This window comes from Streptomyces pseudoechinosporeus (assembly GCF_054783935.1).
Map to the genome: position 1 here is coordinate 359,413 of NZ_BAAGPS010000009.1, position 25,421 is coordinate 384,833.

Here is a 25,421-nt window from a genome sequence, read left to right on the forward strand (position 1 = left end):
CCTCGGCACCGGATGTCCGCCGCGCTCACCGGCGAGCGGAACGTCGTGAAGGTGGACCCGGCGGTGCGGGCGGCGTCCTGAACTCGCTGCGGCCTCGGGCAGGCAGCAGCATCGCGGTGTTCGGTACGGGGACGGTCGGCATGAGCGCCGTCATGCCGCCGAACATCTCGCGGATCACCGACGTGCCGCGATGCGAACCGGAGAAGCGGCTGCCGCTCGGCTGGTGCTGCACGATGTCGTCGGCGAACAAGTCCGCGATGGTGACGAGGTCCTTGGCGGAGACCGCGTCGGCGTACTGCCGGACGATCCTGAGCGCGGTGGTGGACCCCACAGTCGACCCTTCTCCTTCGGTGAGTTCGTCCTGCTGCACCTCCATACTCACCATCGGTAACCAGGCACCTCAACGTAATCAATGGGATCACCTGACACACGTCACACGCTGCCTCGGTGTTGCCCGGAGGTTACTCGGCCCCGCCCTTCACGGCCCTGCTGTTAGCGGGATGTAAATACCCCGTCTCGGACGGCGTTTTCCGGCCGCCCGGTGTCACGGTTGGCGCCTCCACCGGAACTCACCTCGTGAAAGCCGCCGTCGGCCGCCGTCGGCAGGCGAGCGGACCACGAAGAGAGGGATCCGAAGCCATGACTCAGACCGTGCCGACCAATGGCCTTGAGAGCATCGACGCCGACGGCCTGGAAGCACTCGCCGGCAGCGCCAAGGCAGACCCGAGCACCGGCCGCAAGACGCTCAAGGCCGTGACCACCTGCGAGGGCGGCTTCCGTAACCTCACGCAGATCCGCACCTTGGAGCCGGTGCTGGTCTCGGAGCCCTGCCACCTGCTCGGTGACGACGCCGCGCCCAACCCCTCCGAGATGGCGCTCGCGGCCCTCGGCTCCTGCGTCTCCGTCGGCCTGCTCGCCAACGCCACCCAACGCGGCGTGACCCTGAGCAGGATCGAGGTCGCCATGGAGGGCGACATCGACATCTCCGCCGTCTGGGGCGTCGGCGACACCCCGGAGGACAAGGTCCTGGGCTTCACCGCCGTGCGCTGCTCCGTCACGCTCGCCGGCGACGCCGACGACGAGGTCCTCGGCGAGATCAAGAACAGCGCGATGCGGTGGTCGCCAGTGGTCAACACGTTCACCAACAACGTCGAGATCTCCTCCACCCTCGCGGTCGGCTGAGGCCCGCCATGAGCACTCCGATCCTGCCCAAGTCCGAGGCCGCGGCCCTGGTGACCGCCGCCCGGATCCGCCGGGGCCTGACCTGGTCGGGGATCGCCGCCGAGATCGACAAGCCCGTCGTGTGGACGACGGCGGCGCTGCTGGGACAGCACCCCATGACCGCCGAGGACGCGGCGGCCGTCGCCGTCCTGCTCGGTCTCGGGGACGACGTAGTCGAGTCGCTGCAGCTCCAGCCCGCACGCGACATCACCCCGGAGCTGATGAAGGACCCGACGGTCTACCGCTTCTTCGAGGCACTGGCGGTCTACGGCCCGTCTCTGAAGGAGCTCATCCACGAGGAGTTCGGCGACGGAATCATGTCGGCGATCAACTTCAAGGTCGACATCCGGCGTCGCGCCCACCCCGACGGCGACCGGGTGGTGGTGACGTTCGACGGCAAGTTCCTCGACTACCGCTGGTAGCGCCGAGGCAGAGCCGGCGTACCGGACCACTCTCCGACCATCTGGAGGACAGATGACCACCGTGCACGCATCCCCCGTCGGCAGCGTCGCCGACCTCGACCAAGTGGCCTTCGAGGCCCTCCTGGCCCGCGTCTGTGAGGGAGCCGACCGGCTGGACACCGACGAGGTCGGCCAGGCCCGGCAGGTGCTGACCTGGCTGGCGGAGGCCGGTGCCACGGACCTGGGTGCTCCCGGCAACGCCGGCGGCGGGCTGCCGGCCATGGCCGAGGTGATCAGCGCCCTGGCCGCCCGCTGTGTGAGCTCCGCGTTCACGACATGGGCGCACCGGATGTGCCTGGAGTACCTGCTCATGTCCGGTACGCCGTACGCCCTCGCCCAGGCCGAACGGCTCCGCGCCGGCATCGTGCCCGGCGTGACCGGGATGGCCTCGGCCTTCCGGGAGCTGGCGGGCTGCGGCTCGCTGGAGATCACGGCGACCGCCATCGAGGACGGCTACGAGCTGTCGGGGCCGATCCGCTGGGCGTCCAACCTCTACCACGACGCGGTGCTGGTCACCGCGGCCCGCACCGACGCCGGCGACCGGATCGTCGTCGCCCTGCCGCTCGACAGCGAGGGCATCAGCGTCGGCCGTCCCTTCCCGCTGCTCGCGCTGAGCAGCACCGCGTCGTCCTACCTCAACCTCAAGGACGTGAAGGTGCCGCACGAACAGGTGCTGACCCGGGACTTCGAAGGCTTCCTCGCCTCCGTGCGGGGCACCTTCCTCACTCTGCAGACGGCACTGTGCGTCGGCCTCGCGGGCACCTGCCTCGACAACGCAAGGGCCAGCCTGACCGGGGTGAACACGGTGTTCGCCGGAGATGTCGACCGGGCCACCGGGCGTCTGTCCGTCGCGCGCACCGCGATGCGTGACGTCGCGCGTCGCGTCGGATCCGGCAACCCCGCCGGCCGCATGGAGATGCTGTCGATGCGGCTCGCGGCGGCCGAGGTCGCCACGGAGGCGGCGACCCTGGAGGCGAAAACCGCCGGCGGGCGCGGCTACGCCCGCACCTCCGGCGCCTCGCGGCGCTTCAGGGAGTCGTTCTTCATCCCGGTGCAGTCCCCCTCCGAGGCCCAGCTGAAGTGGGAGCTCGCCCAGTGCCGGCCCTGAGCGGCCAGGTGCTACGGGGCGAGACGCCCCAAGAGGATTCACGGTCGTACTGCCCGGAGGCGGCGGTACTCAAGGGCGGGGACCGCGACGCCGTCGCGGCACTCATCTCAGCGCACTACCCGGCGATGCTGCGCTTCGCCGACTCGCTGATCCCCGGTGACCGGACCCTGGCCGAGGACGTGGTCCAGGAGACCTGGATCGCTGTTCTCAACCGGGTCGACACCTTCGAGGGGCGGTCACGGTTTCGCACCTGGCTGTTCGGAGTGCTGCGCAACAAGGCGCTCAAGCTCGCCGAGCGCGAGCTGCGCCGTGCCCAGCGGGAGAGCTCCGGATTCGAGGAGACGGACCTGTTCGCGGAGCGCATGCACCCGGAAGGCCATCCGAAGGCCCACCACTGGTCCGTGCCGCCGACCAGCCGCTTTCTGCCCGAGGAGTCGGCGATGTTCGCCGAGCTGATGGGCGTGGTCTCCGCCGCACTGGCCCAACTGCCGCGCAACCAGCGCCTGGTCGTGCTGCTGCGCGACGTCGAGGGGCTGTCGGCGGCCGAGACCCGCGAACTGCTCGACCTCGACGACACCAACCAGCGTGCGCTCCTCCACCGCGGCCGCGTGAAGCTCCGCGGCGCGCTGGAGGGTTACCAGGACAAGAAGGGAATGCGGCCGTGACGACCGTACTCGACTGCCGTGAGTTCGTCGGCATGGTCGACGACCTGCTCGACGCCGACGAGGAGACCTGGCAGGCCGAGGTGGTCCAGCACCTGAAGGACTGCCCGCCCTGCGAGGTCTATCTGGAACAACTGCAGGACGTGCGCCGCCTGCTGCGCGGCATGGACTCCGAGACGCTGTCGGCCGATGACCCGCGGGTCAGGGAACTGCTCGGCAAGGTCGACTCCCGGCCGCGCTTCACCCTCGTCGAGGAGGACGCGGTGGGGCAGTGGCAGCCCGAGGAATCCATCGACCCGAAGGCGCTCAAGGCCGTGGCCGGCACGTTCCCCAGCGGGGTCACCGTGATCACCACGGCTCCGGCCGGGAAGCCGGTCGGGATGACGGTGAGCTCGTTCACCAGCGTCTCCCTCGACCCGCCGCTGATCCTGGTGTGCGTCGCGCGGACGGCGAGCTGCCTGCCAGCCTTCCGCGTCGGTTCCCCGATGGGCGTGAACGTGCTGTCCCGCGGCCAGGCGCACGTGGCGAAGACGTTCGCCTCTCCCGTGGAAGACCGCTTCGCCGTCGTGGAGCACCGGACCGGGCCGCACGGCGTCCCCCTCATCGAGGAGAGCGCCGCCTGGCTGTCCACCCACATCGTGCGGATCTACGACGGCGGTGACCACGTCATCCTCCTCGCCCGGGTGCACGCCCTGCACCGGTCGGCCCACACCCCGCTGCTCTACCAGGCGGGCGCCCTGCACGACTGGACGCCGACCGTGGTGCCGCCGCCGGGTGACCGGCAGGCGGGCCGGAAGGACGGCACGCCATGACGCCGAGACTCCACACCGGCCGGCTGGTGGCGCAACTGATCGACGTGTCCGTGCGCCGCGGCGACAAGCGGGTGCTCGACGGCATCTCCCTGTCCATCAACTGCGGCCGGGTGCTGGCCCTGCTCGGCCAGTCCGGTGCCGGCAAGTCCACGCTGCTGCACGTCCTCACGGGCGACCTGGCGCCGAGCGAAGGCGAGATCGACTCCGGCGGGCACGACCTCAAGAAGGGCACCGTCCACCAGGCGCCGCTGCTTTTCCCCTGGCTGACGGTGCGTGAGAACGCCGGACTCGGCCAGACGTACGCCGCCAACAAGGACGTCCCCCCGGAACTCGTCGACGAGTTGCTGGAGCTCCTGGGACTGACTGCCGTGGCGGACAGCTACGCCGAAGAGATCTCCGGCGGCCAGGCCCAACGGGTCGCGCTCGCCAGGGCGTTGGCCATCGCGCCGGACGTGCTGCTGCTCGACGAGCCGTTCTCCGCGCTCGATCCGCTCACCCGCGCCGAGCTGCAGAGCTGGCTGCGCCGGCAGGTGCTGGAGCGGGGCTGGACCACGGTCATGGTCACCCACGACATCGACGAGGCGCTCGTGCTCGCCGACGAGATCGTGCTGCTGGGCACAGGCGGCCGTATCGCGCACCGCTGGACCCACCAACCCGAGTCGCAGGACAGCCCGTCGGGCAGCTCCGCCCGCCGGGCGGAGCTGCGCGCAGAGATCCAGGCGGCCTACCACACCGCGGCGAAGGAGCCGGACCATGTCTGAGAGCCCACGGCCCTCCCGCCCGTACTCGCGCCGGGGCGCACTGCGGCTCGGCGGCCGGGTGCTGACCGGGGCCACGCTGGCCGGACTGGCCGGTACGGGCGCGGTCCGCTCCGTCGCCCCCTCCGCCTCGACCCACGGCGGCCTCCTGGACCGGCCGCTGCGCATCGGATACCTGCCCATCACCGACGCCAGTGCTCTCCTCGTCGCCTACGAGCGCGGCCTGCTGGCCGACGCCGGCATTGATGCCGAACGCCCCGTGCTGTTCCGCTCCTGGGACAGCCTGGCCCAGGCGCTGACGACCGGTCAGGTGGATGTCGTCCACATGCTGATGCCGATGGCGCTGCAGCTGCGGATCGCGAAGAAGGCGCCGATCAAGGTGGTCGCCTGGGGGCACACCAACGGATCAGCGCTCACCGTCGCGCCGCGGATCACCGACGTCGCTCAGCTGGCCGGTGCGAAAGTGGCGATCCCGTTCTGGTGGTCGGTGCACAACGTCCTGCTCCAGCGGATGCTCGCCGCCGCCGGTCTGACGGCGGTCACCGGCACGGCGTCCGCCGGGGCCGGAACCGTCGAGCTGCTGGTGATGTCGCCGGCCGACATGGTGCCCGCGCTGCAGACCGGTTCGATCGCGGGCTTCGTCGTGGCCGACCCGTTCTCCGCGCTGGCCGAGGCGAACGGGGTCGGCCATGTGCTCCGCTTCCTCGGCGACGTGTGGAAGGACCACGCCTGCTGCGCGGTCACGGTCCGCGAAGACCTCGCCACCGCGCACCCCGAGGCCGCGACCGCGCTGGTCGCGTCCGTCGTCCAGGCCCAGCAGTGGCTCTCCGCGCACCGCACACGCGGCGCGCGCGAGCTGGGGCCGACCGGCTACCTCCCGCAGCCGGTGAAGGCGATCGACAAGGTTTTCAACCGCACCGCCGCCGCGTACCGCGACGTGCTGCGGCACCCGGCCTGGCAGGGCCAGCGACTCGGCTTCTCCGCCTTCCCGGCGGCCAGTTACACCGCCTCTCTCGTGGAGCTGATGGGCAGGACGACGGTCGACGGCGACACCTCGTTCCTGTCCGGCCTGACCGGTGCCGCCGCGCACCGGGAGCTCGTCGACGACCGTTTCGTCACCCGGGCCCTGAGCGCCGCCGGTATCCCGCTGGTTCGTAACCGCAAGGAGCTGATCGAACCATGACCTCGCTCGTCACTGAGGAAACTGAGGAAGACGTCACCGCCGGTACCGCCCCGAGCCCGCGCAGCGGCCGTGACCGTCGTACCCCTGCCCGTGCGGGCACTGCCGCGGACACCCTGGCGCCGGTGATCGGAGTCGCCGCGGCGCTGCTGCTGTGGTGGTTCGTCACCGAGGTGCTCGCCGCAACCGGCTCCATGCTGCGCGACTTCGCGCCCGAGCCGACCTGGGACGCCCTGGTCGCGCTGCTGCGCAAGGGGTCCGTGTTCGACGACGCGACCAGCAGCATGTGGCGGCTGACGGCCGGCCTGGCCCTGGCCGCGGTCGCCGGCATCCTCTCCGGCGCCGCGATCGGATCGCGGCGGATCGTGGAGCGTGGCACCCGGCCGGTACTGATGTTCCTGCGCATGATCTCGCCACTGTCCTGGGCACCGGTGGCGATCAGCCTCTTCGGCGTCGGCGACAGCCCGGTGATCGCGCTCGTCGCGGCGACCGCGGTCTGGCCGATCCTGATGAGCACGGCCGACGGCGTACGACGGATCGAGCCCGACCACCTGCGCGTGGCCCGAGGGTTGGGCGCCACCCGGTGGGAAGTCGTCCGCTCGGTGGCGTGGCCCTCCGCACAGCCCTACCTGCTGTCGGGCATCCGGATGGCGATCGGCATCAGCTGGGTCGTGCTGGTGCCGGCCGAGATGCTCGGCGTCACCTCCGGGCTCGGGTACGCGATCCTCAACGCCAAGGACCAGCTCGCCTACAGCGACATCACCGCACTCATCCTCATCATCGGCCTCATCGGATACGCCATCGACGCCCAGGCACGGTGGCTGCTGCAGCCCCGCCGTGAGCGCAAGGCAGCAGCCCGATGACCCCGGACCAGGTCACCGCCCGCACCGACCTCCAGCTCCTCGACATCCGCGAAATCCACGAGTGGAGCACCGGACGCATCCCCGGATCACGGCACATCCCCATGGACGAGGTTCCCGACCGGCTCGGTGAACTCGACCCCGGCCGCCCGGTCCTGGTGATCTGCCGGTCCGGTCGCCGCGCCGACCGCATCAGCTCCTGGCTCGGCGGCAGAGGGTACGACGCCCGCACCCTCACTGGCGGCATCGTGCGGTGGCAGCGCGACGGCGGCCCACTGGAGCAGCCCAAGGCCGTACATCCCCTGACCGTCGAGATCATCGAGACGCCAGGACTGGGCAACCGGAGCTACCTCGCCCACGACGGCCACATGGCACTGGTCGTGGACCCTCAGCGCGACACCGACCGGATACGGACGCTGCTGGACCGTGCGGGCGTCCGCCTCAGCCATGTGTTCGAGACCCATGTCCACAACGACTATGTGACCGGGGGTCTGGAGCTCGCGCGGTCGCTGGAGGCGACGTACGTCCTGCCGGCGGCCGAGAAGGTGAGCTTCGGGCGGCTCGGCGTGGTCGACGGCGAGGTGCTCGACGTCGGCAGCATGCGGATGCGAGTCGTGGCGACGCCCGGGCACACCCACCACCACGTGAGCTACCTGCTGACCGACGCCGCCGGCGACGAGATGGTGGTGTTCACCGGCGGTTCGATGCTGTACGGCACCACCGGGCGCACCGACCTGCTGGGTTCGGAGCACACCGAGCCGCTCGCCCGGTCCCAGCACGCGTCGGTCCGCCGGCTCGCCACGGAGGTGGCGGCCACGACCCGGGTGCTGCCGACACACGGATTCGGCTCCTTCTGCGCGGCCACCCCGGCCGACGGCGACGACTCGACCATCGGGCGGGAACGCGAGCGCAATCCCGCGCTGCTGCTCGACGAGGACGCCTACGTCGCACGGTTGCTCGCCGGGCTGTCCGATGTCCCGGCCTGGTACGCCCGCATGGCCCCGGTCAACCGGGCGGGCCCCTCGCCCGTGGACCTGACCCCGCCCGAAACGGCCGCGCCGCAGGAGTTGCACGCCCGGATCGACCGCGGAGAGTGGGTGGTCGACCTGCGGGACCGCACGGCGTACGCACGTCGGCATCTGCCCGGCTCCCTCAGCTTCGAGCTGTCCACGAGCTTCCTCACTCACCTCGGCTGGCTGCTGCCGGAGAGCATGCCGCTCACGCTCGTCGGCGAGACGTCCGAGCAGGTGGCCGAGGCACAGCGCGAGTTGGTACGGATCGGCGTCGACGAGCTGGCCGGTGCGGCCAGCGGCCCCATTGAGGCGCTCGCCGGGAAAGCGACACTGGCGTCGTTGCCGCGCGCGTCGTACGAGGAACTGGCGCGGGCCCGAGAGCGGACCGACGTGCTCGTGCTCGACGTACGCCGGACCGCGGAACACGCCGACGGGGTTGTCCACGGCTCGGTCCCCATCCCGCTGCACGAACTCCTGGCGCGCCGCGGCGAACTGCCGCCGGACCGGCAGATCTGGGTGCACTGCGCCTCGGGTTACCGGGCGACGGTGGCGGCGTCCCTGCTCGCAGCACACGGGTACGACGTCGTTCTCGTCGACGGCTGTCTGCGCGCCTGGCTGGAGTCCGGATCACCGGGCGTCGAGGCATCGCCATGACGCTGACGGCCACGCTCGTGCTCGCGCTGCTCGTCGGCGGCGCGCTCGGACTGCTGGGAGGCGGCGGCTCGATCCTGGCTCTGCCGGTCCTGGTTTTCGTGGCGGGGCTGCCGACGACGTCGGCGGTGCCGATGTCGCTGCTGGTGGTGGGCTGTTCAGCGGCGGTCGCGTCCCTGAGCCGGATCCGCGCCGGACACGTCCACTGGCGGATCGCGGGCATCTTCGCGGTGACCGGCGCGGCAGCGACATACGGCGGCGCCCTGGTGAACCGCCGGCTCGACCCGCGCCTGGTGCTCGCCGGATTCGGCATCCTGCTCGCCGTCACCGGGGCGCGGATGTTCCTCGACCGTCCGGTGCGCCGCACCGGTTGCGCCGCTCCGGACGGTGGGACGGAGCTGCGCCGGTGTCTGCCACGCGCGGTGGCCATCGGCGCGCTGGTCGGTTTTCTGACCGGACTGTTCGGCGTGGGCGGCGGGTTCCTCATCGTTCCCGCACTCACGGTGATGCTGGGGCTGCCGATCGCGACGGCGGCGGGCACGTCGCTGGTGATCATCGTGCTGAACTCGTTCAGCGGGCTGGTGTCCTGGCTCGGCCACGTGGATCTCGACCCGCTGCTAGCAGGCAGTTTCACGGCATGCGCCCTCCTCGGCGCCGCCGCGGCCGCACCGGTGGGCTGTCGGCTTCCGGCCAGGGCCCTGCGACGCGCGTTCTCGGTCTTCGTACTGGCGGTCGCGGGCTTCGTACTCGTTCGCGTGGCGGCCACCTGAAAGGCCGCTTTCTGTCCGTGCGATCGCGCACCGGCGGAGCAACCGCCGGCGACGACCCGCAGTCCTGGCGTGTCTGGAACATCGTGTTGCTGTTCGCGGAGGTCTCCAGCACGTCCTGGATGACATCCCAATGCCCGACGATCTTCCCGTCCAGCACGCGGAAGAGGTCGACCATCGCCTGGCCCCGCTCGCCCGGCGCGTTCACGAAGTGGGCGTGTACGGCCACCAGGTCGCACTCCGCGAGCACCTGCTTCAGCGTGACGTCAGGTGCGGCAACAGGGCCGGGCGGTCCTGTGTGCACCTGCCCGGCCCCGATGCCGTGGGCACGTGCTATGCCCAACCGATGTCGGTCAGCCACTGGCTCGCGGTCCGGGGAGTGATGCCCAGCAGTTTCTGGGCGGAGCGCTCGGGTGCGATCGAGCGGTCCGGCAGCGCTTGCATGGCCTGGTAGCTGCCCGCGACGTCCGCGGCGGGGCCCTCCCCGATCAGGGGCGCGACGGATGCGCGGAAGGCGTCGGGGGTAATCCCCTCGTAGACCACGTCCCGCCCGAGCCGGGCACTGAACGCCTCGGCCAGGTCCTGTCCGGTGATGGCCGGGTACTGCCCGACGGAGACCACACCGGTGACGTCCGGGCTCTCGAACAGCGCGGCGGCGACGTCGGCGATGTCCAGGTGCGAGGCCCATGAGACGCGGAAGCCGGCGGGCAGCGGATAGCGCAGTACGCCCTGCTCGCGGACGGCTCCGGCCACGTGCGGCATGAGCAGGTTCTCGAAGAACAGCCGGGGCTCGATCACCGCGTAGGACACTCCGCTGTCCGCCAGCCCGCCGGCCAGCGTCGCGACCGCGCTCTCGGCCGTGCCGTCCTGATCGCTGTTACCGGGGTCATCGACGACGAAGCCGCTGGTGGAGAACACCACGCGGGCTGGCCGGGCCGCGCGGACGGCGGCGACGACGTTGCGTGCGAAGGCCCGGCGGTCCTCTTCCGCGACGATCGGCAGGTGGACGAACACCCCCTCGGCGTCACGGTAAACCTCGGTCAGATCTTCGGCGGAGGAGTAGTCGGCGGCCACCACGCGCGCGCCGACGACGATGGCCTCCGCATCGCGGGTCAGGGCCACGACGGACTTGCCCGCAGCGGCGAGGGCGGCGACGACGGGAGCACCTTGGGCGCCGGTGGCGCCATGAATCACGTAGGTCATGAGTCCCATTAGTGCACGGGGTGCACTGGTTACATCAACTGCACTAATGGGCTACGCTCAAAAAATGAACAAGCTCTGCGATCACAAGTGCGGGGTCGCCCGGTTTCTCACCCTGCTCAACGGTCCGTAGGCCACGCTGATCGTGCGGGAACTCCTTCTGGGCCTCAGGCGGTTCACCGAGTTGCGCGACGCTCTGCCCGGCATCAGCCCGCACACTCTCACCAGCCGGCTGCGCCAGTTCGAGGAGAGCGGCATCGTCACCGGCACCGCGTACGCCGAGATCCCGCCGCGCGTCGAATACCGCCTCACCCCTCTCGGCGAGGGACTGCGCGAGGTTCTCGAGGCCATGGCCACCTGGGCGCTGTCGATCCCGGATCCGGTTCCTGACGCGGCGTCGTGAGACGGGATGCCAGGGAAGGAAGTCAGCGAAGGGTGTCGTAAGCCTCGCGGGCGGCGAGTACCTCGGGAATGTTCTCCTCTGCCCAGCGGCCCAGTGCGTGCAGCGGTGTGTGCAGGGTGCGTCCCAGCGCGGTCAGTTCGTACTCGACCCTGAGTGGTATCTCGGCGTAGGCGTACCGCGCGACGAGGCCGTCGCGTTCCAGGTCCCGCAACGTGTCAGTGAGCACCTTCGGGCTGATGCCCTGGACCGTGGCGCGCAGGTCACCGAAGCGCATCCGGCCGGTGCCGAGCGTGATCACCACCATCGCGGTCCACTTGTTGGCGATGCGGGCCAGGGACGTCCGGGAGGGGCAGGTCTCCGTGAGCACGTTGAAGTCCAGCTGCTCCGTCATGTGTCGCGCCTCTCCATACGGTCGAGCAAAGGGGTCTGGTCACGGTCGGTGATTCGCCGACTCACCTCGCCTTCCGGGCTGCCGCAGGGCTCGGCGGCTACGGCGGGCAGCGCCGCCCTGGACCGGCGGCACTGCCGCGACTCAGGAAGCGGCCCCGGCGGCCGGTACAGAGACCGCCGGGGCCTCGGTGTCGCCCGGGCACTCGGGGGGATCGGATTCCGGGCGACAGTTCAGGGGCACATCGGCCGAGAGTGGCCGCCGACGAGACCGATTCCAGAGCCTTCGGGCTCAGTTGCCGTTCCAGAAGGCGTCCTCGTCCTCCTGGACGACGGAGAACAGCCACACTTCCGCGATCTTGCCGCCCTCGACCCTCAGCACGTCGATGCCGTCCATCGACAGCTCGGCACCCTGGCGCTTGGCCGAGAAGTGCACCGGCACCGCGAACATGGCGCCGTTGACCATCGGTGCGCCGGTCACCGCGAGCTCGAACGTCCCCTCGCTGATGGCCATCGTTCTGCCCATCACTTCCCTGACGGTGGCCGCACCGCGATGGGTGCCGGAGAGCTGGTTGTCTCCGGGCTGGTGCCACACGATGTCCTCGGCGAAGAGCGTTCGGGTGAACCCCATGACGGATCTCCTTGGTGTGTCGAGTCCTTCCTGGTGCCACCCATACTCACGATCCGTAACCAGTCACCTCAACGTAACCAATGGATCAATGTGATGCACATCACTCTGCCCACAACACTACCCACACGCCGAGCACATTTCCCACCCACACTCCATCAATTCAGCGTGAAGCCGCCCATCGGTCTTTTGTGTCGCATTACCTTCCCCCTGCTATAACTACGTGTCTGGAAGCGCTCGGGGGGAATCCGGCGTGAACCGAAGGAAAGACCGGCCAATGTCTATAGCTGGACATCCACTCCGCAGAACCATTCTCACCGGGGGACTGGCGGCCACCGCTGCCGTGCTCTCCGGCTGTTCCTCGAAGACGGAGGAAAAGGAAACGGGCAAGGCGGCAAACGCAGGGAGCGCGGCAAGCGCCTCGCCGACTCCGAGCGACCGCCCCTCCTCGCCGTGGGGGGCGTTCTCACGGCTGATGGACGGCAACGAGCGCTGGCAGGACGGTAATCTCCAGCATCCCGATCGAGACCCCAAGCGACGCGATTTCGTGGCCGAGGAGCAGGATCCCTTCGGCGTGGTCCTGTCCTGCATCGACTCCCGGGTGCCGCCGGAGCTGCTCTTCGATACCGGGCTCGGCGACCTGTTCGTGATGCGCACCGGCGGGCAGGTGGTCGGACCGGTGGTCACCGGTTCCGTCGAGTACGGGCCCATGACGTCCGGGACCCCGCTGATCGTCGTCCTCGGGCACCAGCGCTGTGGCGCCGTCAAGGCGTCGTACGAGGCCATGCGCGACGGCAAGAAGCTCCCCGGCAACCTCCAGTCGATCGCCGACGCGCTGCGGCCGGCGTACGAGGAGTCTGCCAAGGAAAAGCACGATGACCCGGTGGACGCGATGACCCGCATCCACGTCAAGCAGACCTCCGCCGCACTGCGGTCCAACAAGGATCTCGCCCCGCTCGTGAAGAAGGGATCCCTGGCGGTGGTCAGCGCCTATTACTCGCTCGACACCGGCCGAGTGGAAGTGCTCACCGGAGCGCCTTCCGCATGACCAGGTAATGTCCGTTCGACCGACTCCGCCGGGCAGTTCGCATCGCGTCGACAGTTCGGCGGAGTCGGTTGATCCGGGATTCTCCGCCGCCTCGCTCCCGGATATTCAACACGTTCACCGGTGAGACGCCGGCCTCACGGATCACAGTGTTTCCGCCCTCTGGCTGGAATGGCGTGCGCTTTCTGCCGGGCAGCGGCGTTCACGCACGCCATCGGTTGACGGCGGCGCGTGTGTCAGCCCCCTCGAAGTGGCTCGGTCTGCCGTTCTGGTGGACCAGACGGCCGAGCCGCTCCGCCCTCGCCCGCGGCATGAGCGTCCACCTGCCGTCGGAATCGCGTAGGGCGGCTGAGTGCCAGTGGGTGGTCCAGGCGTCGGGTGCGTCGAGGAGACGGATGCCGAACTTGGCGGCGCCGACGGGCTGGGGGTGGATGGACGGGCGTACGGCGCGGGGTTGTGCTCGGCGATCAGGTCGCCCCAGGCGCGGCTGCGCTGGATGACGCCGTAGGCGCGTCTACGGCATTCGCGCTGGAGGGCGGAGTGGCTGCCGGTGAAGCCGATGGTGTCGTCGAGGAGGAAGCGGGTGATGCCCCGGTACAGGGCGAGGGTGTGGGCGTCGGCGCGGACCTCGGCGCGCAGGACCTCCAGGGTGGGGCGTACTGGTCGTGGACGCGGGCGCGTTTTGTGTCGTGGGGAAGGTCGCCGAGGACGTCGCGCAGGTCGAAAGCTGGTGGTCAGCTCGACCTTGGGCAGGGAAAGAATCCTTTTCCGGCGGGGCTTGGCCGCAGCACCTTGTCACACGCGCCCTCATCCACCGGCCGGGCGGGCCGTCAGGCGGCCTCCGTGGCCGCTTCCCAAGCGTGCCCGGTGCGACACCACGCCTCTGAATGTGCTGCCATCAGGCATGGACACCAGCCGACGTGTACTCATCGTCGCCTATGACAACGCTCAGATTCTCGACATCGCCGCGCCCAGCAGTGCGTTGGACATCGCCAACTGGTTCGGTGCGAGCCCGCCGTACTCCATCGAGCTGGGCACCCTCGGCGGTCGGGCCGCCCGGAGCTCGGCCGGGATCCAGGTGGGCGGGGGACAGGACTTGGAGACGGTCGGGGGGCGCCTGGACACGCTGCTGGTCGTGGGCGGCCTCGGCTGTGAGGGCGCGGCGGCGGACGAGAAACTACTGGCCCAGGTGCGGCGGCTGGCCGGGCACAGCCGGCGCGTGGCCTCGGTCTGCACCGGCGCCTATGTGCTGGCCGCCGCCGGGCTGTTGGACGACCGCAGAGCCACGACTCACTGGCGGTGGGGGGAACGGCTGGCCGAGCGGCATCCCTCGGTGGCCGTCGACGTGGACCCGATCCGCATACGCGACGGCAACGTCTACACCTCCGCCGGCCTCACCAGCGCCCTCGACCTGACGCTGGAGCTGATCGAGGACGACCACGGACCGACCCTGGCCCGAACCGTCGCCCGAGAACTCGTCACTCATGTGCACCGTCCAGCCGACCAGGCACAGATCTCCCTGTACCTGTCCGCTCCGCCGCCGGAGCACCGGCTGGTGCGGGACCTCATGGGCTACGTCGCCGGCCATCTGGCCGAGGACCTCTCACCGCCGGCGCTTGCGGCCCGGGCGGGGGTCAGCGCCCGGCACCTGGCCCGGCTCTTCGGCGCACATCTCGGGACCACTCCGGCACGGGCCGTGCGCGTAGCCCGCACCGAGGCAGCGGCGCACCTGGCGAGGAACAGCGGACTGCCGATGGCGGCGATCGCCCGCCGCTGCGGTTTCGGATCGGCGGAGACACTGCGACAGGCGTTTCTGGACCGCTACGGGATCACGGGGGACATGCTTCGCAGGATGCCGGACATGCCACCCCCGCGCGTCGCACCGAGGCACGAGACTCGCGTGCCATGACGCATCCGACGACACGCAGAAACGTTCTCCGCGGCACGGCGGCCACCGCCCTCGCCGCCACGGCAGCGGCCCCGACCAGAGCGGCACAGGCTGCCCCAGCTGGGGCAGCGCTCACCGACGCGAAGGGCCGCTCGGGACCGACCATCGGCATCCTGCTGTTCAACGGCTACAGCATGCTGGACCCCACCGGCCCGGCAGAGATCCTCTCCCGGATGCCGGACGCGACCGTGACGATGATCGCCGAGCAGCGCGGCCCGGTCCGTACGGACACCGGTGACGTGGCCCTGGTGGCCGAGCGTTCCCTCGCCGAGGCCGGCCGTCTCGACGTCCTGCTCGTGTCGGGCGGGGGCAACCGCGGTATGGCCGAGGCGTTGGAGAACCAGACCCTCCTGGACTTCATCCGCAAGGCCCACCGGCACACCGTCTGGACCACCTCCGTGTGCAGTGGCGGCCTCCTCCTCGCTGCCGCCGGCCTGCTGAAGGGCCGCAAGGCCGCCGTCCACTGGGCCGCTGCCGAGCAACTCCAGAAGAGGTTCGGCGTGACCTACGTGCCGCAGCGCTACGTACGCTCCGGCAAGATCATCACCTCCGCCGGGGTGTCGGCGGGCGTGGACATGTCCCTGTACCTCGCGTCCCTGATCGCGGGAGAGGACACGGCGAGGGCGATCCAGCTCGCCGTCGAGTACGACCCGCAGCCGCCCTTCGACTCGGGCAACGCGGCGGAGGCGAGCGACGAACTGAAGCGACGGGCTCTGGAGTTGCTGTCGGCGTCCGAGGTGTAGGAGGGGCGTGGTTCCGGGTGAGATCCTCGTTGGCCCCGCTCGCCTCAGCGATCTGGGTTCGCGCTGAATGAGGGTCCTTTCACCGCCGGTTCCGCGCAGATTGTCTCCGGTGCCACCTTGGCCTGGTGACGGCGATGGCCGGGCGATCGACGTACTGCGACGACCCCGACGGCGACAGCTTCTCCGCCAGCCAGCGGCTGACCTTGTCGTCGGTGGTGGTTACGGTCATGCCGACCTCGGCCAGGACAGGCTGGCGAGCAGGTCGATGTCGCGGGTGACGACGGGCGACTTGGTCCCTCGACTTCTGGATCGGCGTCTTCGCCTCGATCTCCACTGGCTTCATGACCTGGCGTTCCTCTCCGGCGGCCGATTGAAGCTCGATGTGGAACATTCATCTAAGGAAGTTGCTTCCATGGAATGTATTTGCCTAGTCTGAGCGCAGCAACTCTGGCAGACGCCGGCCGACCCCGACTGCGATGTGCAGAGGATGCCGATATGTCCTGCATGGACAGCAAGGGAGAATTCGATGCCCAGCCCTGCCTTCAACTCCGTCGCCTGGTTCGAGATCGGCACTGACCAACCGGAAGAGGTCAAACAGTTCTACGGCCAGCTGTTCGACTGGAACTTCCAGCTCAACACCAACACGCCCGGCGTCAACTACCACGCCGTCGTCACGCCGAGCGCCCAGCAGCCCACCGGTGGCGTGTGGGAGTCGGAGGGGAAGTTCCCCGACTACGCGATCTTCTACGTCCTTGTCCAGGACGTCGCCACGATCGTCCAGCGCGCCGAGGAACTGGGCGGCAAGGTGCTCATGCCGCCTGTCGCCGACGCCGCGGGCCTCACCTTCGCCCGCCTGGAGGACAGCGCGGGCCACCACTTCGGCGTGTTCTCCGCACCCGCCCCGTGACGCGTCCCAGGCTCACCGGGCGGCCCCACCGCGCGTGGTCCGTCGGCGGACCGGTCCTCGGCCGGTCCGCCGCACCGCCCGGCCCCGCCAAGAACCCGAGCTCCAGCAACCGGAAGGTCCCCGAATGTCCAGCGCTACCAGCGAGAAGGTCGACGTCCGTGTGTACGGCGGCCCCACCACCCTCATTGAGTACGGAGGGCTCAGGTTCGTCGCCGACCCGACCTTCGACCCGCCGGGCGAATACCCCATGCCCCTCCCCGGCGATCACAAGCTCGTCAAGACCGACCCCTCACCCGTCACCGCCGCCGACCTCGGCCCCGTCGACGCCGTCCTGCTCTCCCACGACGAACACGACGACAACCTCGACAACGCCGGACGCGCCTTCCTGCCCGGGACGCCGGTCGTTTTCACCACGGTCAGCGGTGCCGGTCGTCTGGGCGGCAACGCCCACGGGCTCGCCTTCTGGGAGACCGCCGAGCTCTGGAGGCCCGACGGCGGCACTGTGACCGTCACGGGCGTGCCCGCCCGGCACGGCCCCGTGGGCTGCGAGCCGATCACCGGTGACGTCGTCGGCTTCATGCTCACCTCCCGCGACCTGCCCTCGGTCTACGTCAGCGGCGACAACGCCGCCCTGGAGCACGTCGAAGAGATCGCCGAGAAGTTCGCTCCCGTCGACACCGCGATCCTCTTCCTCGGCGGCGCCCGCATGGCCTTCGCCTTCGACAACGGTCTGCTCACCCTCGACAGCGCCCAGGGCGCCGAGGCCGCGAAGATCCTCGGCGCCCGCCGCATCGTCCCCGCGCACTACGACAGCTGGGCCCACTTCCAGGAAGGCCGCGCCGAGATCGAGGCCGCCTTCGCCGAGGCCGGCCTGACCGACCGCCTCGACTTCGCCCGGTAAGCGCCGAACAGTGCCTCGGTGCCGTACAGCCGGTAGCCGGCCGAAGTCCGCCGTGCCGGGTGAACGACCCCGGCGTCCGACCAGTGCCGGATCAGCTTCACCGACAGCCCGGTCTTCCGGGCGACCTCCCCGATACTCCAGAACGTGTTGTCACCGCCAGAACGTGTTGTCACCGACGTGCATGCGCTCCACCTTTGGGTCTCCCACGAAGGGAGAGTCAACAGGCACCCGGCTTCCGCCGGCCGCCGCCGCGGGATTCGACGGAGGACGTTTCGGTGTACGCGGCGGGACACAAAGAGTCATACGCCGACACCAACCGGCATGAAGAACAAGCGCCGTGCACGCGAGCACCTTGTCGGCAAACAGGGCAAACCGAACCTCGCGGCAGCCATCACAAACAGCAAAGCTGCATAGACGCCAAGCTTGACGACAAATCGGCATGCGGACGGCGGTTCTGGCGCATTTTGGCCAGGGTCGCCGGAACGCCCCCTTCGCGGGCCCCAGAGGGGACCTTCACCGTGTGCACGCCGTAAGGGATCGTCAACTCCCTGTGTTTCATTGGGTGTTGCAGCCAGTTTGTCCCACGAATCTCTCATCAATTTCTGAGTCGCCTGAACACTTCTGGGGCTCCCCGCGTATTTGATGGAGCCGCTTCACTCCTGTCGGGCGCCTCGATAGCCTCACAAGGCAGTCAGAGGAATTCCATGGGACGCAACACACGCAAACGACGTTCGCCGCTGGCCGTTCGGGCCGTTGCCGCATCCGCGGCGCTCGCGGTCGCGGGCGGCGGCCTGGTCTGGGCGAACTTCTACGCCTCAGCGGGCGAGTCGAAGTCCAAGCAGCACAGCACGCTGTCCTCCGCACCGGTGGCCACCATCGACTGCCCGGACGTCGGCCAGCAGCTGACGAGCGTGCCCGAGGGGGCACGCGCGGGTGTCGCGAAGGAGCTGGCGCTACTGGACCAGCAGATCACCGAGGCCTACAAGCGCCTCGCGGACACGCGCCAGGCCCAGGCGGGGGATCCCGGCTTCGTCGACAACGCCATTCTCGGCCCGCTCAAGTCCAAGCGAGTCGCCACCCTCGACCGGATCGGCATCAACATCCGGAACGCGGGCGGCAAGACCCCGCAGGGCACGGACCAGCTCGCCACCTGCCAGGGCGTCGCGGACCAGAACCAGCCCAACCCCGGGGGTGGCCAGGGGCAGAACCAGGGCAACAATGGCGGCCAAGGCCAGGGCAACGGCCAGAACCAGGGTCAGGCCGGCAACGGTCTGGCTGCGGCCGACTTCCAGGACATCACCCAGGTCCAGCCGAACGGCGGCCCGCAGGGTGTGAACGGAAACGGTCTCGCCGCGAACGGTGACGGTGGTTCGACGGGTACCTTCACCACGAGCTGTGGCACCAACGGGAACGACAACCACAACTCGGACAACATCATCAACGCTCCGGGTGTCAGCAACGGTGCGCAGCACACGCACGACTACGTCGGCAACCAGGACAACAACGCCTTCACCAGCGACCAGGAGTTCCTCCAGGCCGACACCAGCTGCCAGAACCAGGGCGACAAGTCGTCGTACTACTGGCCGGTGCTGCGTCTGCAGGACGGTACGGACGAGTTCGACGCGAACGACCTCGGTGGCGGTGCGGAAGGCAACATCGGCAGGATCCTCGAAGCCACCGAGGCGGAGCTGAAGTTCGTCGGCAACAAGAAGAGCGATGTCGTCGCGATGCCGCAGGCCCTGCGCATCATCACCGGTGATGCCAAGGCCTTCACCAACGGTCTCGCCAACGCCAACACGAACTGGAGCTGCACCGGCTTCGAGGACCGGCAGCTGACGGACAAGTACCCGATCTGCCCCGAGGGCAGCTCGGTGGTACGGACGTCCTTCTTCCAGAGTTGCTGGGACGGCCAGAACAGCGACAGCGCCAACCACCGTGACCACGTGGACTTCGTGCAGGAGGACGGTACCTGTGCCAACGGCTTCCAGGCCATCCCCCAGCTCCAGGCCCGTCTGGTCTACGACGTTCCGGCCCCGCAGATCCAGAACGGACAGGTCGTGAACCCGTTCGCAGTGGACTCCTTCCCGGACCAGCTGCACAAGCCGATCACCGACCACAACGACTTCCTCAACTTCTTCGACGAGAACACGATGAAGCAGATGGTCGACTGCATCAACAGCGGCCAGGACTGCCAGTAGTCCTGAAGCAGTGACGAGGAAGCCGGCGGTGGGATCTTCCACCGCCGGCATTCGTCTGTCCCCGAAGCGTGACCTGCGCGGTCAGCCGCCAACACCAGGCCCACGGCCGCCTGAGGCGCCTGAAACGCGAGACGGACCCCAAGCAGGGCGACGACGGCGATCAGCGCCCGGCCGGCCCGCACCACGCGAAGGTAGAGGGCGAGCGCGACGGCACACACCAGCCACCCTCGCTGTCCGCCAGCCCTGTGCCAAGCACCGGCGACCGTCACCCCGATGATCGCTCCCGCTCCTACGCATGCGGCGAGGAGCGCTTCGGCTGCCAGCAACCATGGCGGCAGGCCGACGAACTTGGCGGGCCCCACACCATGCTCCGCAGATGCGCCACCGAGTGCGGTTCCTGCGTGGGCAGGGGGTGACGTCGTCGGCGCATGCGTGTGTCTCCCCTTTCGGCGTTCTTCAGCGTCGGCCGTCCTGGTGCGGCAGACAAACGTTCGCACTGCCCTCGTCGGGACACCCCCAAGCGGCCTGCGCTGCCGGGATCAGGCAGCGAGACCGGACACAGGAATGATTCCCTTGCACTGTGCAAAATGCAGAAGCGGGGGATAGCAGCCCACATCCGACGATGACGACACCCGGGTCAGGCGTCGCGGGCCATCGGGAGGTCCACCGTCCAGCCCAGCGGGTGCGGCTCCGCGTCGTCGAGTGCTGGAACCGAGGGCTCTCGCCCGGCTTCGTTGAAGGCGGCGAGAGCCTCCATGAGTGCCAGGCGCTGCACCGGCGTGAGCCGTTCGACGATCGCGGTGATCTCGGTGCGCCGTCGGGCGGTGACGTCCTCGACCGTGCGCCGGCCTTCCTCGGTGAGCTGCAGGAGGGTCTCGCGGCGGTTGTCGGGGTTGAGGTGCCGGTCGGCCAGCCCGGCCGCGATCAGCCGGTCCACCATCCGCATAGCGGTGGAGGGCGCCACCTGGAGCAGGTCGGCGAGCGCGACCAGCTTGGTGGCCCCGCGCGTAGACAGCACCACCAGCATTCTGAACTGCGGAAGCGTCACGCGTTCTTCGACCTCGGCGAGGGAGCGGGCGGAGAGCGCCACCAGCAGTCGCGACGCGTTCAGCACCGCATGGGTCACCACGTCAACATCGTCCATCGCCCCCGTGGGGGTCTCACGCTCCGGCATACGTCCTTTGTACCGTGCCGAAGTGCCTGCTCACTCACTCGATGGGAACAGATTTTCCTCCCCATGACCGTGGTGACGCAGTAGGAGCATCGCGGCGTCGTCGTGGGGCGGCCCGCCGGCATGCTGGGGCCAGGTCCGAACGCAGGGCTGCCAGGGCTCGGTGCGCGTCGGGGTCCTTCAGCAGGTGCGCGCGCTCGCCGAGCGGATGGAAATGGCGGTCCTCATTCCGGGCCTCGGTGACGCCGGCGGTGTACAGCAGGAGCTGCTCGCCGAAGGCGAACTCCACCTGATAGGGCTTGGGCCCTCGCTCCCGTGCGCGCCCAGCCCCAGCGGAAGGGCGTAGGAGGTCGGCTGCGGGAAGTCGACGGCGCTGTGCCGACGTACGACCATCGGGGCGGGATGGCCGTAGTTGAGGAAGACGGCCTCATGTCCCAAGCCGACCTCAGCGAGGATCTGTGGCACACGTCTCACCACCCGCACCGTCGCGGGAAGCGTGCGGAAGTCGGCCGGGGGGCTAGCAATCTCATTTTGCACTATGCAATGATTGAACGCGGGGGCACCGACGGCCGATTGGCTTCCGGCGCCCAGGAGTGACAGCGGCAAGGTGGACGGGAGGCACACCGACCCGTCGGTGCCCCCCTTCGCAGCCCCTTGCCACCACCCAGCCTCATAGCCGGTTCGCAGCCTCGATGCACACGCGGGCCGGCAGAGCATACGGATCGCAGAAAGACGACCCAGTCCCTGATCGGCGTCGTGGACCGGAACAGACCGACGGCACCCGGCCGACCGCGATGCCAGATGGTCCATGCGGTGGCGAGGTGGGCGCCGCCCATGGCCCGTGAACAAGTGGGGTAGAGGCGACTGCGACCACTCCAGGGTCAGGCGGCAAGGGAACGGCCGAAGAGCGGGACGGCACTCCGTCCCGATCCGAGGAGTTCCGGCCCTGGGATCCACTGTCATTGCGGAGTTCTCCTCGCGGAAGGGCGGCGACGGCCGTCCTTCCGCGAGGAGGCGCCGGTCACCGGCCCCAGAAGGCGTCCTCGGCCGCCTGGTCGCCGGAGTACAGCCACACCTCGACGACCTTGCCGTGCTTGAAGCGCAGGACATCCACACCGTCCATGCTCATGGACCTGTCGTCGCGCTTGCCCGAGAAGTGGATGGGGGCTGCCACCTTGTCGCCGTTGGGCATGAGGCCGTTGACCTTGTCGATGGCGAAGGTGCCCTGGCTGGCCTCGGTCATCCCGCCGAGCATCTTGAAGACGGCGTCGCGCCCCTTGTGCGTCCCGGAGAACTGGTTGAAGCCCGGCTGATGCCAGACGACGTTCTTGTCCAGGATTCTGCCCACCTTGTCGAAGTCGCCCTTCTGGATGGCCTGGAAATACTCGCCGGCGATCTTGACGTTGGCAGCCTGCTGCTGGGCCTTCCATCCGTCGGTGGAACGGGTGACCGGCTTGTGGGCCGTGGCGGCAACGGGTGTGTCCGCCGTCGCGTAGCTCATGCCGGCGGTGAGGGTGCCGACGACGGCGAGTGCGAGAGTGGTGGCCACAACGGTACGTGTGCGAACGCGGTTCTTCATCCTGATCTCCCTGGTTTCGGTGGGATCTACACCCCGGGACTGTTTCGCCGCCCCGATACTTTCCACTGGTAACCAGTCACCTCAACGTAACCGTCGGGGACTTGTGGTGCACATCACAAATTGATCGGCCTGTGGGGGCGTAAGGGGCACGCACCCCAGGACACCGGCATCAACCGGACCAAGGAAAGACGGCCCCTCGCTCGCCGACAACTGAGGTGTGGAAGCGGCGGTGGAATGAAGCGGAGGCTGTGATCGCGGACGCTCTGTGTGCGGAAGGGCGGGCATGGCCTCCGCACCTGGGACCTGCCTCCTGCGGCCGCCCGACAGTCTTGTGTGTCGCCTGCTGCGTGGGCCGACGACGGCGGATGCGCCGCGCGGGGTGGCCGTCAGACCTCATGCTGCGGTCACGCTCCTGGTAGAGCGTGAGCTCACCGCCCACCTGGCGATCAAGGGCGACTCCGCGCCGGTCCCGTCAACCAGGTGCGCACCTACAAGTGTGATGTGCGACACGTCTCGCCATTGGTTACGTTGAGGTGACTGGTTACTGGCGGTGAGCATGGGTGCTGTCGGAACGAACTCACCGAGGGAGAGAGCGACCATGGAGTCCAGCGCCGTACTCAGCATCGCCCGCCAGTACGCCGCCGCGGTGTCGGCCAGGGATTTCGGCGCGGTCACGCACATGTTCACCGACGACATCGTGTGGCACCAGCCGGGCAGGAACCAGTTCTCCGGCAGTCACCGCGGTGCGGCCGCGATCGGCGAGATGTTCGGCGGCATGATGGCGGTCACCGAGGGGACGTTCGAACTCAGGACGACCGGCAACCCCATGGTCAACGGTGCACTGGTCGCCACACCGGTCCACTTCTCCGCCAGGCGTAGCGGCGAGGTGATGGGGATGAACGGCGTCGACCTCCTGAGGGTCGAGGGCGACCGGATCGCCGAGGTCTGGCTCTTCTCCGCGGGCCAGGGCGGTGAGGACGCCTTCTGGGGCACCGCCTGAGGGTGGGTCGCCTCCATAGAAGGCCGTCTCTACCGCCCTGCGGTAAAGCGGTCGGCGCCGAATGCCGACCGCTTCCGGTGAGGCCCGGAACATGCCGAGTGCGGCATGTGACCGGTCCCGGGCAGTGCCGGCCGGGTTACGAATCCAACTTGCAAGTACAGCAGCATCGTTCTGTCCCGATATCCGGGGCGTAAGGAGTAGATGGTCATGAGCAGCACGAACGTCGACATCGCCCGTGAGTACTTCGAGTCGATCCAGAAGGGTGATCTGGCCCGGGTGGGGGAGCTTCTGGCGGAGGAGGTCGTCTGGCACCAGCCGGGCGGCAACCAGTTCTCCGGTGAGCACCAGGGGCGTGATGCGGTCTTCGCGATGCTCGGCGGGATGATGGAGGCCAGCCAGGGCAGCTTCGCCATCGACGCGGTCCGCGCCCTGATGGGCAACGGCGACATGGTGGCCGCCTCGATCCACTTCGCCGGGCGGCGCGAGGACGCCTCCATGAGCATGGACGGCGTGGATGTCCTGCGCCTCAAGGACGGCAAGGTCGTCGAGATGTGGCTGTTCTCCGGCGACCAGGCGGCCGAGGACGCCTTCTGGGGGAAGTAGAGAACGGCCCGGGCCCTGGGGCGTTGGCGGGTGGTCGCGTTGAAGCGTGGCCGCCCGCCGACAACTCCTGAAGTCCGGCCCGCTGTGTTCGTCACCGGCGGCCCAGCCGCCGAGCCGGGTTCGGGGTCCGGCCCGAGCCGATCGCGGCATCTCGGTGGCACGCAACGCACGACAGAATCCTGACCGGATTCTTCCTCCCGGACTGTCGCCCGGTGATTTTCCCCCGTCGCCCGGGCGCCATCAGGCCCCGGCGGTCCTCTGCACCGGCCGCCGGGGCCGCATCCTGAGCCGCGACGGGCCGTCGGCTACCGGCATCACCCGGCGTGGGCCACGTATGGGGATGTCGGCGATCCCGGCATTCACCAGGGGCGCCGGGACGCTGTCGGCTGCCCGGTGGATATGCGGGGATGTGGTGAGGACCGCACCAGCCGACCCCCTGAAGCGAAGTGAAATATGTCAGAGAAGTCGGAGTTCAGCATATTTACGGCGGACTGCCCTTCCCGCACGTCGCTGGATCGCATCGCCAACAAGTGGACGGCCATGGTGGTCATCGCGCTCGGTACCGGCAGGATGCGCTTCGGCGACCTGCGTACCGCGGTCGGCGGGATCAGCCCCAAGGTCCTCACCGACACCTTGAGGAACCTGGAACGCGACGGACTGGTGACGCGGCACGCCTACCCGGAGATACCACCCCGGGTGGAGTACGAGCTGACCGCACTGGGACACACGCTGCACACACCTCTGCGGGCGCTGGGACATTGGGCCGAGGAACACATCCGCGAGGTCCTCGACGCCCGCGAGGCCTACGACAGCCGCCACTGATCCCTCGCCGGACCAAACAGGCCCGGGCAGACCACGTGACGTGGTCGGCGAGTGCTCACCTCCGCCGAGCGGCGCGTGTATCCGCGGGCCCGGGTGTCAGGTGTACGGCCGCTTGTCGGCGGGCGGTGGCGGTGTGCAGGAAAGGAATCCGGCCGCCGACGCCACTCAACGGTGACCGCCCGTTGACCAGGCGCGCCGAGCCGCAGTCTAGAAGCGCCGCTTCGGTGCCAGAGGAGGCAGCCGAGACCGGCAGGCCCTGACCGCGGCCCCCGGCATCACACTTCGGCGGCTCGACCTCGCGGCGGCCTGATATCCACCCGTCTCGGTCCGGGCGTGATCCCGGACCGCGAAGACACGACGCGGGGCACCTGAGCACCCCGCGCCCGCGGAACG

28 protein-coding genes and 2 pseudogenes are annotated in these 25,421 nt (G+C 69.2%); 20 read left to right on the forward strand and 10 right to left on the reverse strand.

Annotated features, from left to right (window positions below; all coding sequences use genetic code 11):
- Positions 1-25 precede the first annotated feature (25 nt).
- A complete protein-coding gene (locus ACYVO6_RS13205; protein WP_461060634.1) occupies positions 26-385 on the reverse strand; it encodes a nuclear transport factor 2 family protein in 360 nt (119 codons plus the stop codon).
- 254 nt (positions 386-639) lie between these two features.
- Between ACYVO6_RS13205 and ACYVO6_RS13210 the strand changes: the two genes are divergently transcribed.
- Genes ACYVO6_RS13210 through ACYVO6_RS13255 form a run of 10 tightly spaced genes read left to right on the forward strand, consistent with a single transcriptional unit; the run spans position 640 to position 9,496 of the window.
- The gene (locus ACYVO6_RS13210) at positions 640-1,182 is read left to right on the forward strand and encodes an OsmC family protein (RefSeq protein ID WP_461060636.1); all 543 of its coding nucleotides are present in this window, start codon (positions 640-642) and stop codon (positions 1,180-1,182) included.
- 8 nt (positions 1,183-1,190) lie between these two features.
- Positions 1,191-1,643: a cyanase gene (gene cynS, locus ACYVO6_RS13215; RefSeq protein ID WP_461060638.1), complete on the forward strand. Its 453-nt coding sequence runs from the start codon at positions 1,191-1,193 to the stop codon at positions 1,641-1,643.
- A gap of 52 nt (positions 1,644-1,695) precedes the next feature.
- The gene (locus ACYVO6_RS13220; RefSeq protein ID WP_461060639.1) at positions 1,696-2,790 is read left to right on the forward strand and encodes a hypothetical protein; all 1,095 of its coding nucleotides are present in this window, start codon (positions 1,696-1,698) and stop codon (positions 2,788-2,790) included.
- A complete protein-coding gene (locus tag ACYVO6_RS13225; RefSeq protein ID WP_461060641.1) occupies positions 2,778-3,455 on the forward strand; it encodes an RNA polymerase sigma factor in 678 nt (225 codons plus the stop codon). The genes ACYVO6_RS13220 and ACYVO6_RS13225 overlap by 13 nt, the downstream gene beginning before the upstream one ends.
- Complete coding sequence (locus ACYVO6_RS13230; protein WP_461060643.1) at positions 3,452-4,264, forward strand: flavin reductase; 813 nt, start codon at positions 3,452-3,454, stop codon at positions 4,262-4,264. The genes ACYVO6_RS13225 and ACYVO6_RS13230 overlap by 4 nt, the downstream gene beginning before the upstream one ends.
- Positions 4,261-5,025, forward strand: a complete 765-nt coding sequence (locus ACYVO6_RS13235) for an ABC transporter ATP-binding protein (protein WP_461060645.1) — start codon at positions 4,261-4,263, stop codon at positions 5,023-5,025. The genes ACYVO6_RS13230 and ACYVO6_RS13235 overlap by 4 nt, the downstream gene beginning before the upstream one ends.
- Positions 5,018-6,205, forward strand: coding sequence for an ABC transporter substrate-binding protein (locus ACYVO6_RS13240; protein WP_461060647.1), 1,188 nt, complete (start codon positions 5,018-5,020; stop codon positions 6,203-6,205). Before ACYVO6_RS13235 ends, ACYVO6_RS13240 begins: the two co-directional genes overlap by 8 nt.
- Positions 6,202-7,065 carry an ABC transporter permease gene (locus ACYVO6_RS13245; protein ID WP_461060649.1) on the forward strand — a complete coding sequence of 288 codons (864 nt, stop codon included), beginning with the start codon at positions 6,202-6,204 and terminating at the stop codon, positions 7,063-7,065. The genes ACYVO6_RS13240 and ACYVO6_RS13245 overlap by 4 nt, the downstream gene beginning before the upstream one ends.
- Positions 7,062-8,729, forward strand: coding sequence for a rhodanese-like domain-containing protein (locus ACYVO6_RS13250; RefSeq protein ID WP_461060651.1), 1,668 nt, complete (start codon positions 7,062-7,064; stop codon positions 8,727-8,729). Before ACYVO6_RS13245 ends, ACYVO6_RS13250 begins: the two co-directional genes overlap by 4 nt.
- The gene (locus tag ACYVO6_RS13255; protein ID WP_461060653.1) at positions 8,726-9,496 is read left to right on the forward strand and encodes a sulfite exporter TauE/SafE family protein; all 771 of its coding nucleotides are present in this window, start codon (positions 8,726-8,728) and stop codon (positions 9,494-9,496) included. The genes ACYVO6_RS13250 and ACYVO6_RS13255 overlap by 4 nt, the downstream gene beginning before the upstream one ends.
- A 330-nt stretch (positions 9,497-9,826) precedes the next feature.
- Here ACYVO6_RS13255 and ACYVO6_RS13260 read toward each other — a convergent pair whose 3' ends face one another.
- Positions 9,827-10,696 carry an NmrA family NAD(P)-binding protein gene (locus ACYVO6_RS13260; RefSeq protein WP_461060655.1) on the reverse strand — a complete coding sequence of 290 codons (870 nt, stop codon included), beginning with the start codon at positions 10,694-10,696 and terminating at the stop codon, positions 9,827-9,829.
- A gap of 142 nt (positions 10,697-10,838) precedes the next feature.
- On the opposite strand from ACYVO6_RS13260, the gene ACYVO6_RS13265 reads away from it, so the two are divergent.
- Positions 10,839-11,096 carry a winged helix-turn-helix transcriptional regulator gene (locus ACYVO6_RS13265; protein WP_461060657.1) on the forward strand — a complete coding sequence of 86 codons (258 nt, stop codon included), beginning with the start codon at positions 10,839-10,841 and terminating at the stop codon, positions 11,094-11,096.
- 22 nt (positions 11,097-11,118) lie between these two features.
- Here the strand turns inward: ACYVO6_RS13265 and ACYVO6_RS13270 are convergent, their stop codons facing one another.
- Both ACYVO6_RS13270 and ACYVO6_RS13275 read right to left on the reverse strand, forming a co-directional pair.
- Complete coding sequence (locus ACYVO6_RS13270; protein ID WP_461060659.1) at positions 11,119-11,487, reverse strand: winged helix-turn-helix transcriptional regulator; 369 nt, start codon at positions 11,485-11,487, stop codon at positions 11,119-11,121.
- A gap of 288 nt (positions 11,488-11,775) precedes the next feature.
- Positions 11,776-12,114 carry a nuclear transport factor 2 family protein gene (locus ACYVO6_RS13275; RefSeq protein ID WP_461060661.1) on the reverse strand — a complete coding sequence of 113 codons (339 nt, stop codon included), beginning with the start codon at positions 12,112-12,114 and terminating at the stop codon, positions 11,776-11,778.
- Positions 12,115-12,586: 472 nt separating this feature from the next.
- Between ACYVO6_RS13275 and ACYVO6_RS13280 the strand changes: the two genes are divergently transcribed.
- A complete protein-coding gene (locus tag ACYVO6_RS13280; RefSeq protein WP_461060663.1) occupies positions 12,587-13,159 on the forward strand; it encodes a carbonic anhydrase in 573 nt (190 codons plus the stop codon).
- Positions 13,160-13,358: 199 nt separating this feature from the next.
- Here ACYVO6_RS13280 and ACYVO6_RS13285 read toward each other — a convergent pair.
- Positions 13,359-13,881 (reverse strand): annotated as a pseudogene (locus ACYVO6_RS13285) (L-tyrosine/L-tryptophan isonitrile synthase family protein); the annotation flags it as partial.
- Between the two features lie 179 nt (positions 13,882-14,060).
- On the opposite strand from ACYVO6_RS13285, the gene ACYVO6_RS13290 reads away from it, so the two are divergent.
- Together ACYVO6_RS13290 and ACYVO6_RS13295 are read left to right on the forward strand one after the other, a co-directional pair.
- Entirely contained in the window at positions 14,061-15,065 is a 1,005-nt protein-coding gene (locus tag ACYVO6_RS13290) for a GlxA family transcriptional regulator (protein ID WP_461060665.1), read from the forward strand.
- A complete protein-coding gene (locus ACYVO6_RS13295) occupies positions 15,062-15,847 on the forward strand; it encodes a DJ-1/PfpI family protein (protein ID WP_461060667.1) in 786 nt (261 codons plus the stop codon). The genes ACYVO6_RS13290 and ACYVO6_RS13295 overlap by 4 nt, the downstream gene beginning before the upstream one ends.
- Before the next feature lie 79 nt (positions 15,848-15,926).
- On the opposite strand, the gene ACYVO6_RS13300 is transcribed toward ACYVO6_RS13295, so the two are convergent.
- Entirely contained in the window at positions 15,927-16,238 is a 312-nt protein-coding gene (locus tag ACYVO6_RS13300) for a hypothetical protein (RefSeq protein ID WP_461060669.1), read from the reverse strand.
- Positions 16,239-16,373: 135 nt separating this feature from the next.
- Between ACYVO6_RS13300 and ACYVO6_RS13305 the strand changes: the two genes are divergently transcribed.
- Positions 16,374-16,754, forward strand: a complete 381-nt coding sequence (locus ACYVO6_RS13305) for a VOC family protein (RefSeq protein WP_461060671.1) — start codon at positions 16,374-16,376, stop codon at positions 16,752-16,754.
- 124 nt (positions 16,755-16,878) lie between these two features.
- Positions 16,879-17,655, forward strand: coding sequence for an MBL fold metallo-hydrolase (locus tag ACYVO6_RS13310; RefSeq protein WP_461060673.1), 777 nt, complete (start codon positions 16,879-16,881; stop codon positions 17,653-17,655).
- On the opposite strand, the gene ACYVO6_RS13315 is transcribed toward ACYVO6_RS13310, so the two are convergent.
- Entirely contained in the window at positions 17,559-17,948 is a 390-nt protein-coding gene (locus tag ACYVO6_RS13315) for a MerR family DNA-binding transcriptional regulator (protein ID WP_461060675.1), read from the reverse strand. The two genes, ACYVO6_RS13310 and ACYVO6_RS13315, sit on opposite strands and share 97 nt — an antisense overlap.
- 411 nt (positions 17,949-18,359) lie before the next feature.
- On the opposite strand from ACYVO6_RS13315, the gene ACYVO6_RS13320 reads away from it, so the two are divergent.
- A complete protein-coding gene (locus tag ACYVO6_RS13320) occupies positions 18,360-19,853 on the forward strand; it encodes a DUF1996 domain-containing protein (protein WP_461060677.1) in 1,494 nt (497 codons plus the stop codon).
- Between the two features lie 637 nt (positions 19,854-20,490).
- Here ACYVO6_RS13320 and ACYVO6_RS13325 read toward each other — a convergent pair.
- From ACYVO6_RS13325 to ACYVO6_RS13335, 3 genes and pseudogenes are all read right to left on the reverse strand, one after another.
- Positions 20,491-21,027: a MarR family winged helix-turn-helix transcriptional regulator gene (locus ACYVO6_RS13325; protein WP_461060679.1), complete on the reverse strand. Its 537-nt coding sequence runs from the start codon at positions 21,025-21,027 to the stop codon at positions 20,491-20,493.
- A gap of 30 nt (positions 21,028-21,057) precedes the next feature.
- A pseudogene (locus tag ACYVO6_RS13330) lies at positions 21,058-21,489 on the reverse strand (PP2C family protein-serine/threonine phosphatase); the annotation flags it as partial.
- A gap of 556 nt (positions 21,490-22,045) precedes the next feature.
- Positions 22,046-22,603: a nuclear transport factor 2 family protein gene (locus tag ACYVO6_RS13335; RefSeq protein WP_461060681.1), complete on the reverse strand. Its 558-nt coding sequence runs from the start codon at positions 22,601-22,603 to the stop codon at positions 22,046-22,048.
- Between the two features lie 598 nt (positions 22,604-23,201).
- Between ACYVO6_RS13335 and ACYVO6_RS13340 the strand changes: the two genes are divergently transcribed.
- From ACYVO6_RS13340 to ACYVO6_RS13350, 3 genes are all read left to right on the forward strand, one after another.
- Positions 23,202-23,603: a nuclear transport factor 2 family protein gene (locus ACYVO6_RS13340; RefSeq protein WP_461060683.1), complete on the forward strand. Its 402-nt coding sequence runs from the start codon at positions 23,202-23,204 to the stop codon at positions 23,601-23,603.
- 207 nt (positions 23,604-23,810) lie between these two features.
- Positions 23,811-24,206 (forward strand): nuclear transport factor 2 family protein, encoded by a 396-nt coding sequence (locus ACYVO6_RS13345; RefSeq protein WP_461060684.1) that lies wholly within the window; start codon positions 23,811-23,813, stop codon positions 24,204-24,206.
- A 453-nt stretch (positions 24,207-24,659) separates the two neighbouring features.
- Positions 24,660-25,028: a winged helix-turn-helix transcriptional regulator gene (locus tag ACYVO6_RS13350; protein WP_461060686.1), complete on the forward strand. Its 369-nt coding sequence runs from the start codon at positions 24,660-24,662 to the stop codon at positions 25,026-25,028.
- The last annotated feature ends 393 nt before the right edge of the window (positions 25,029-25,421 follow it).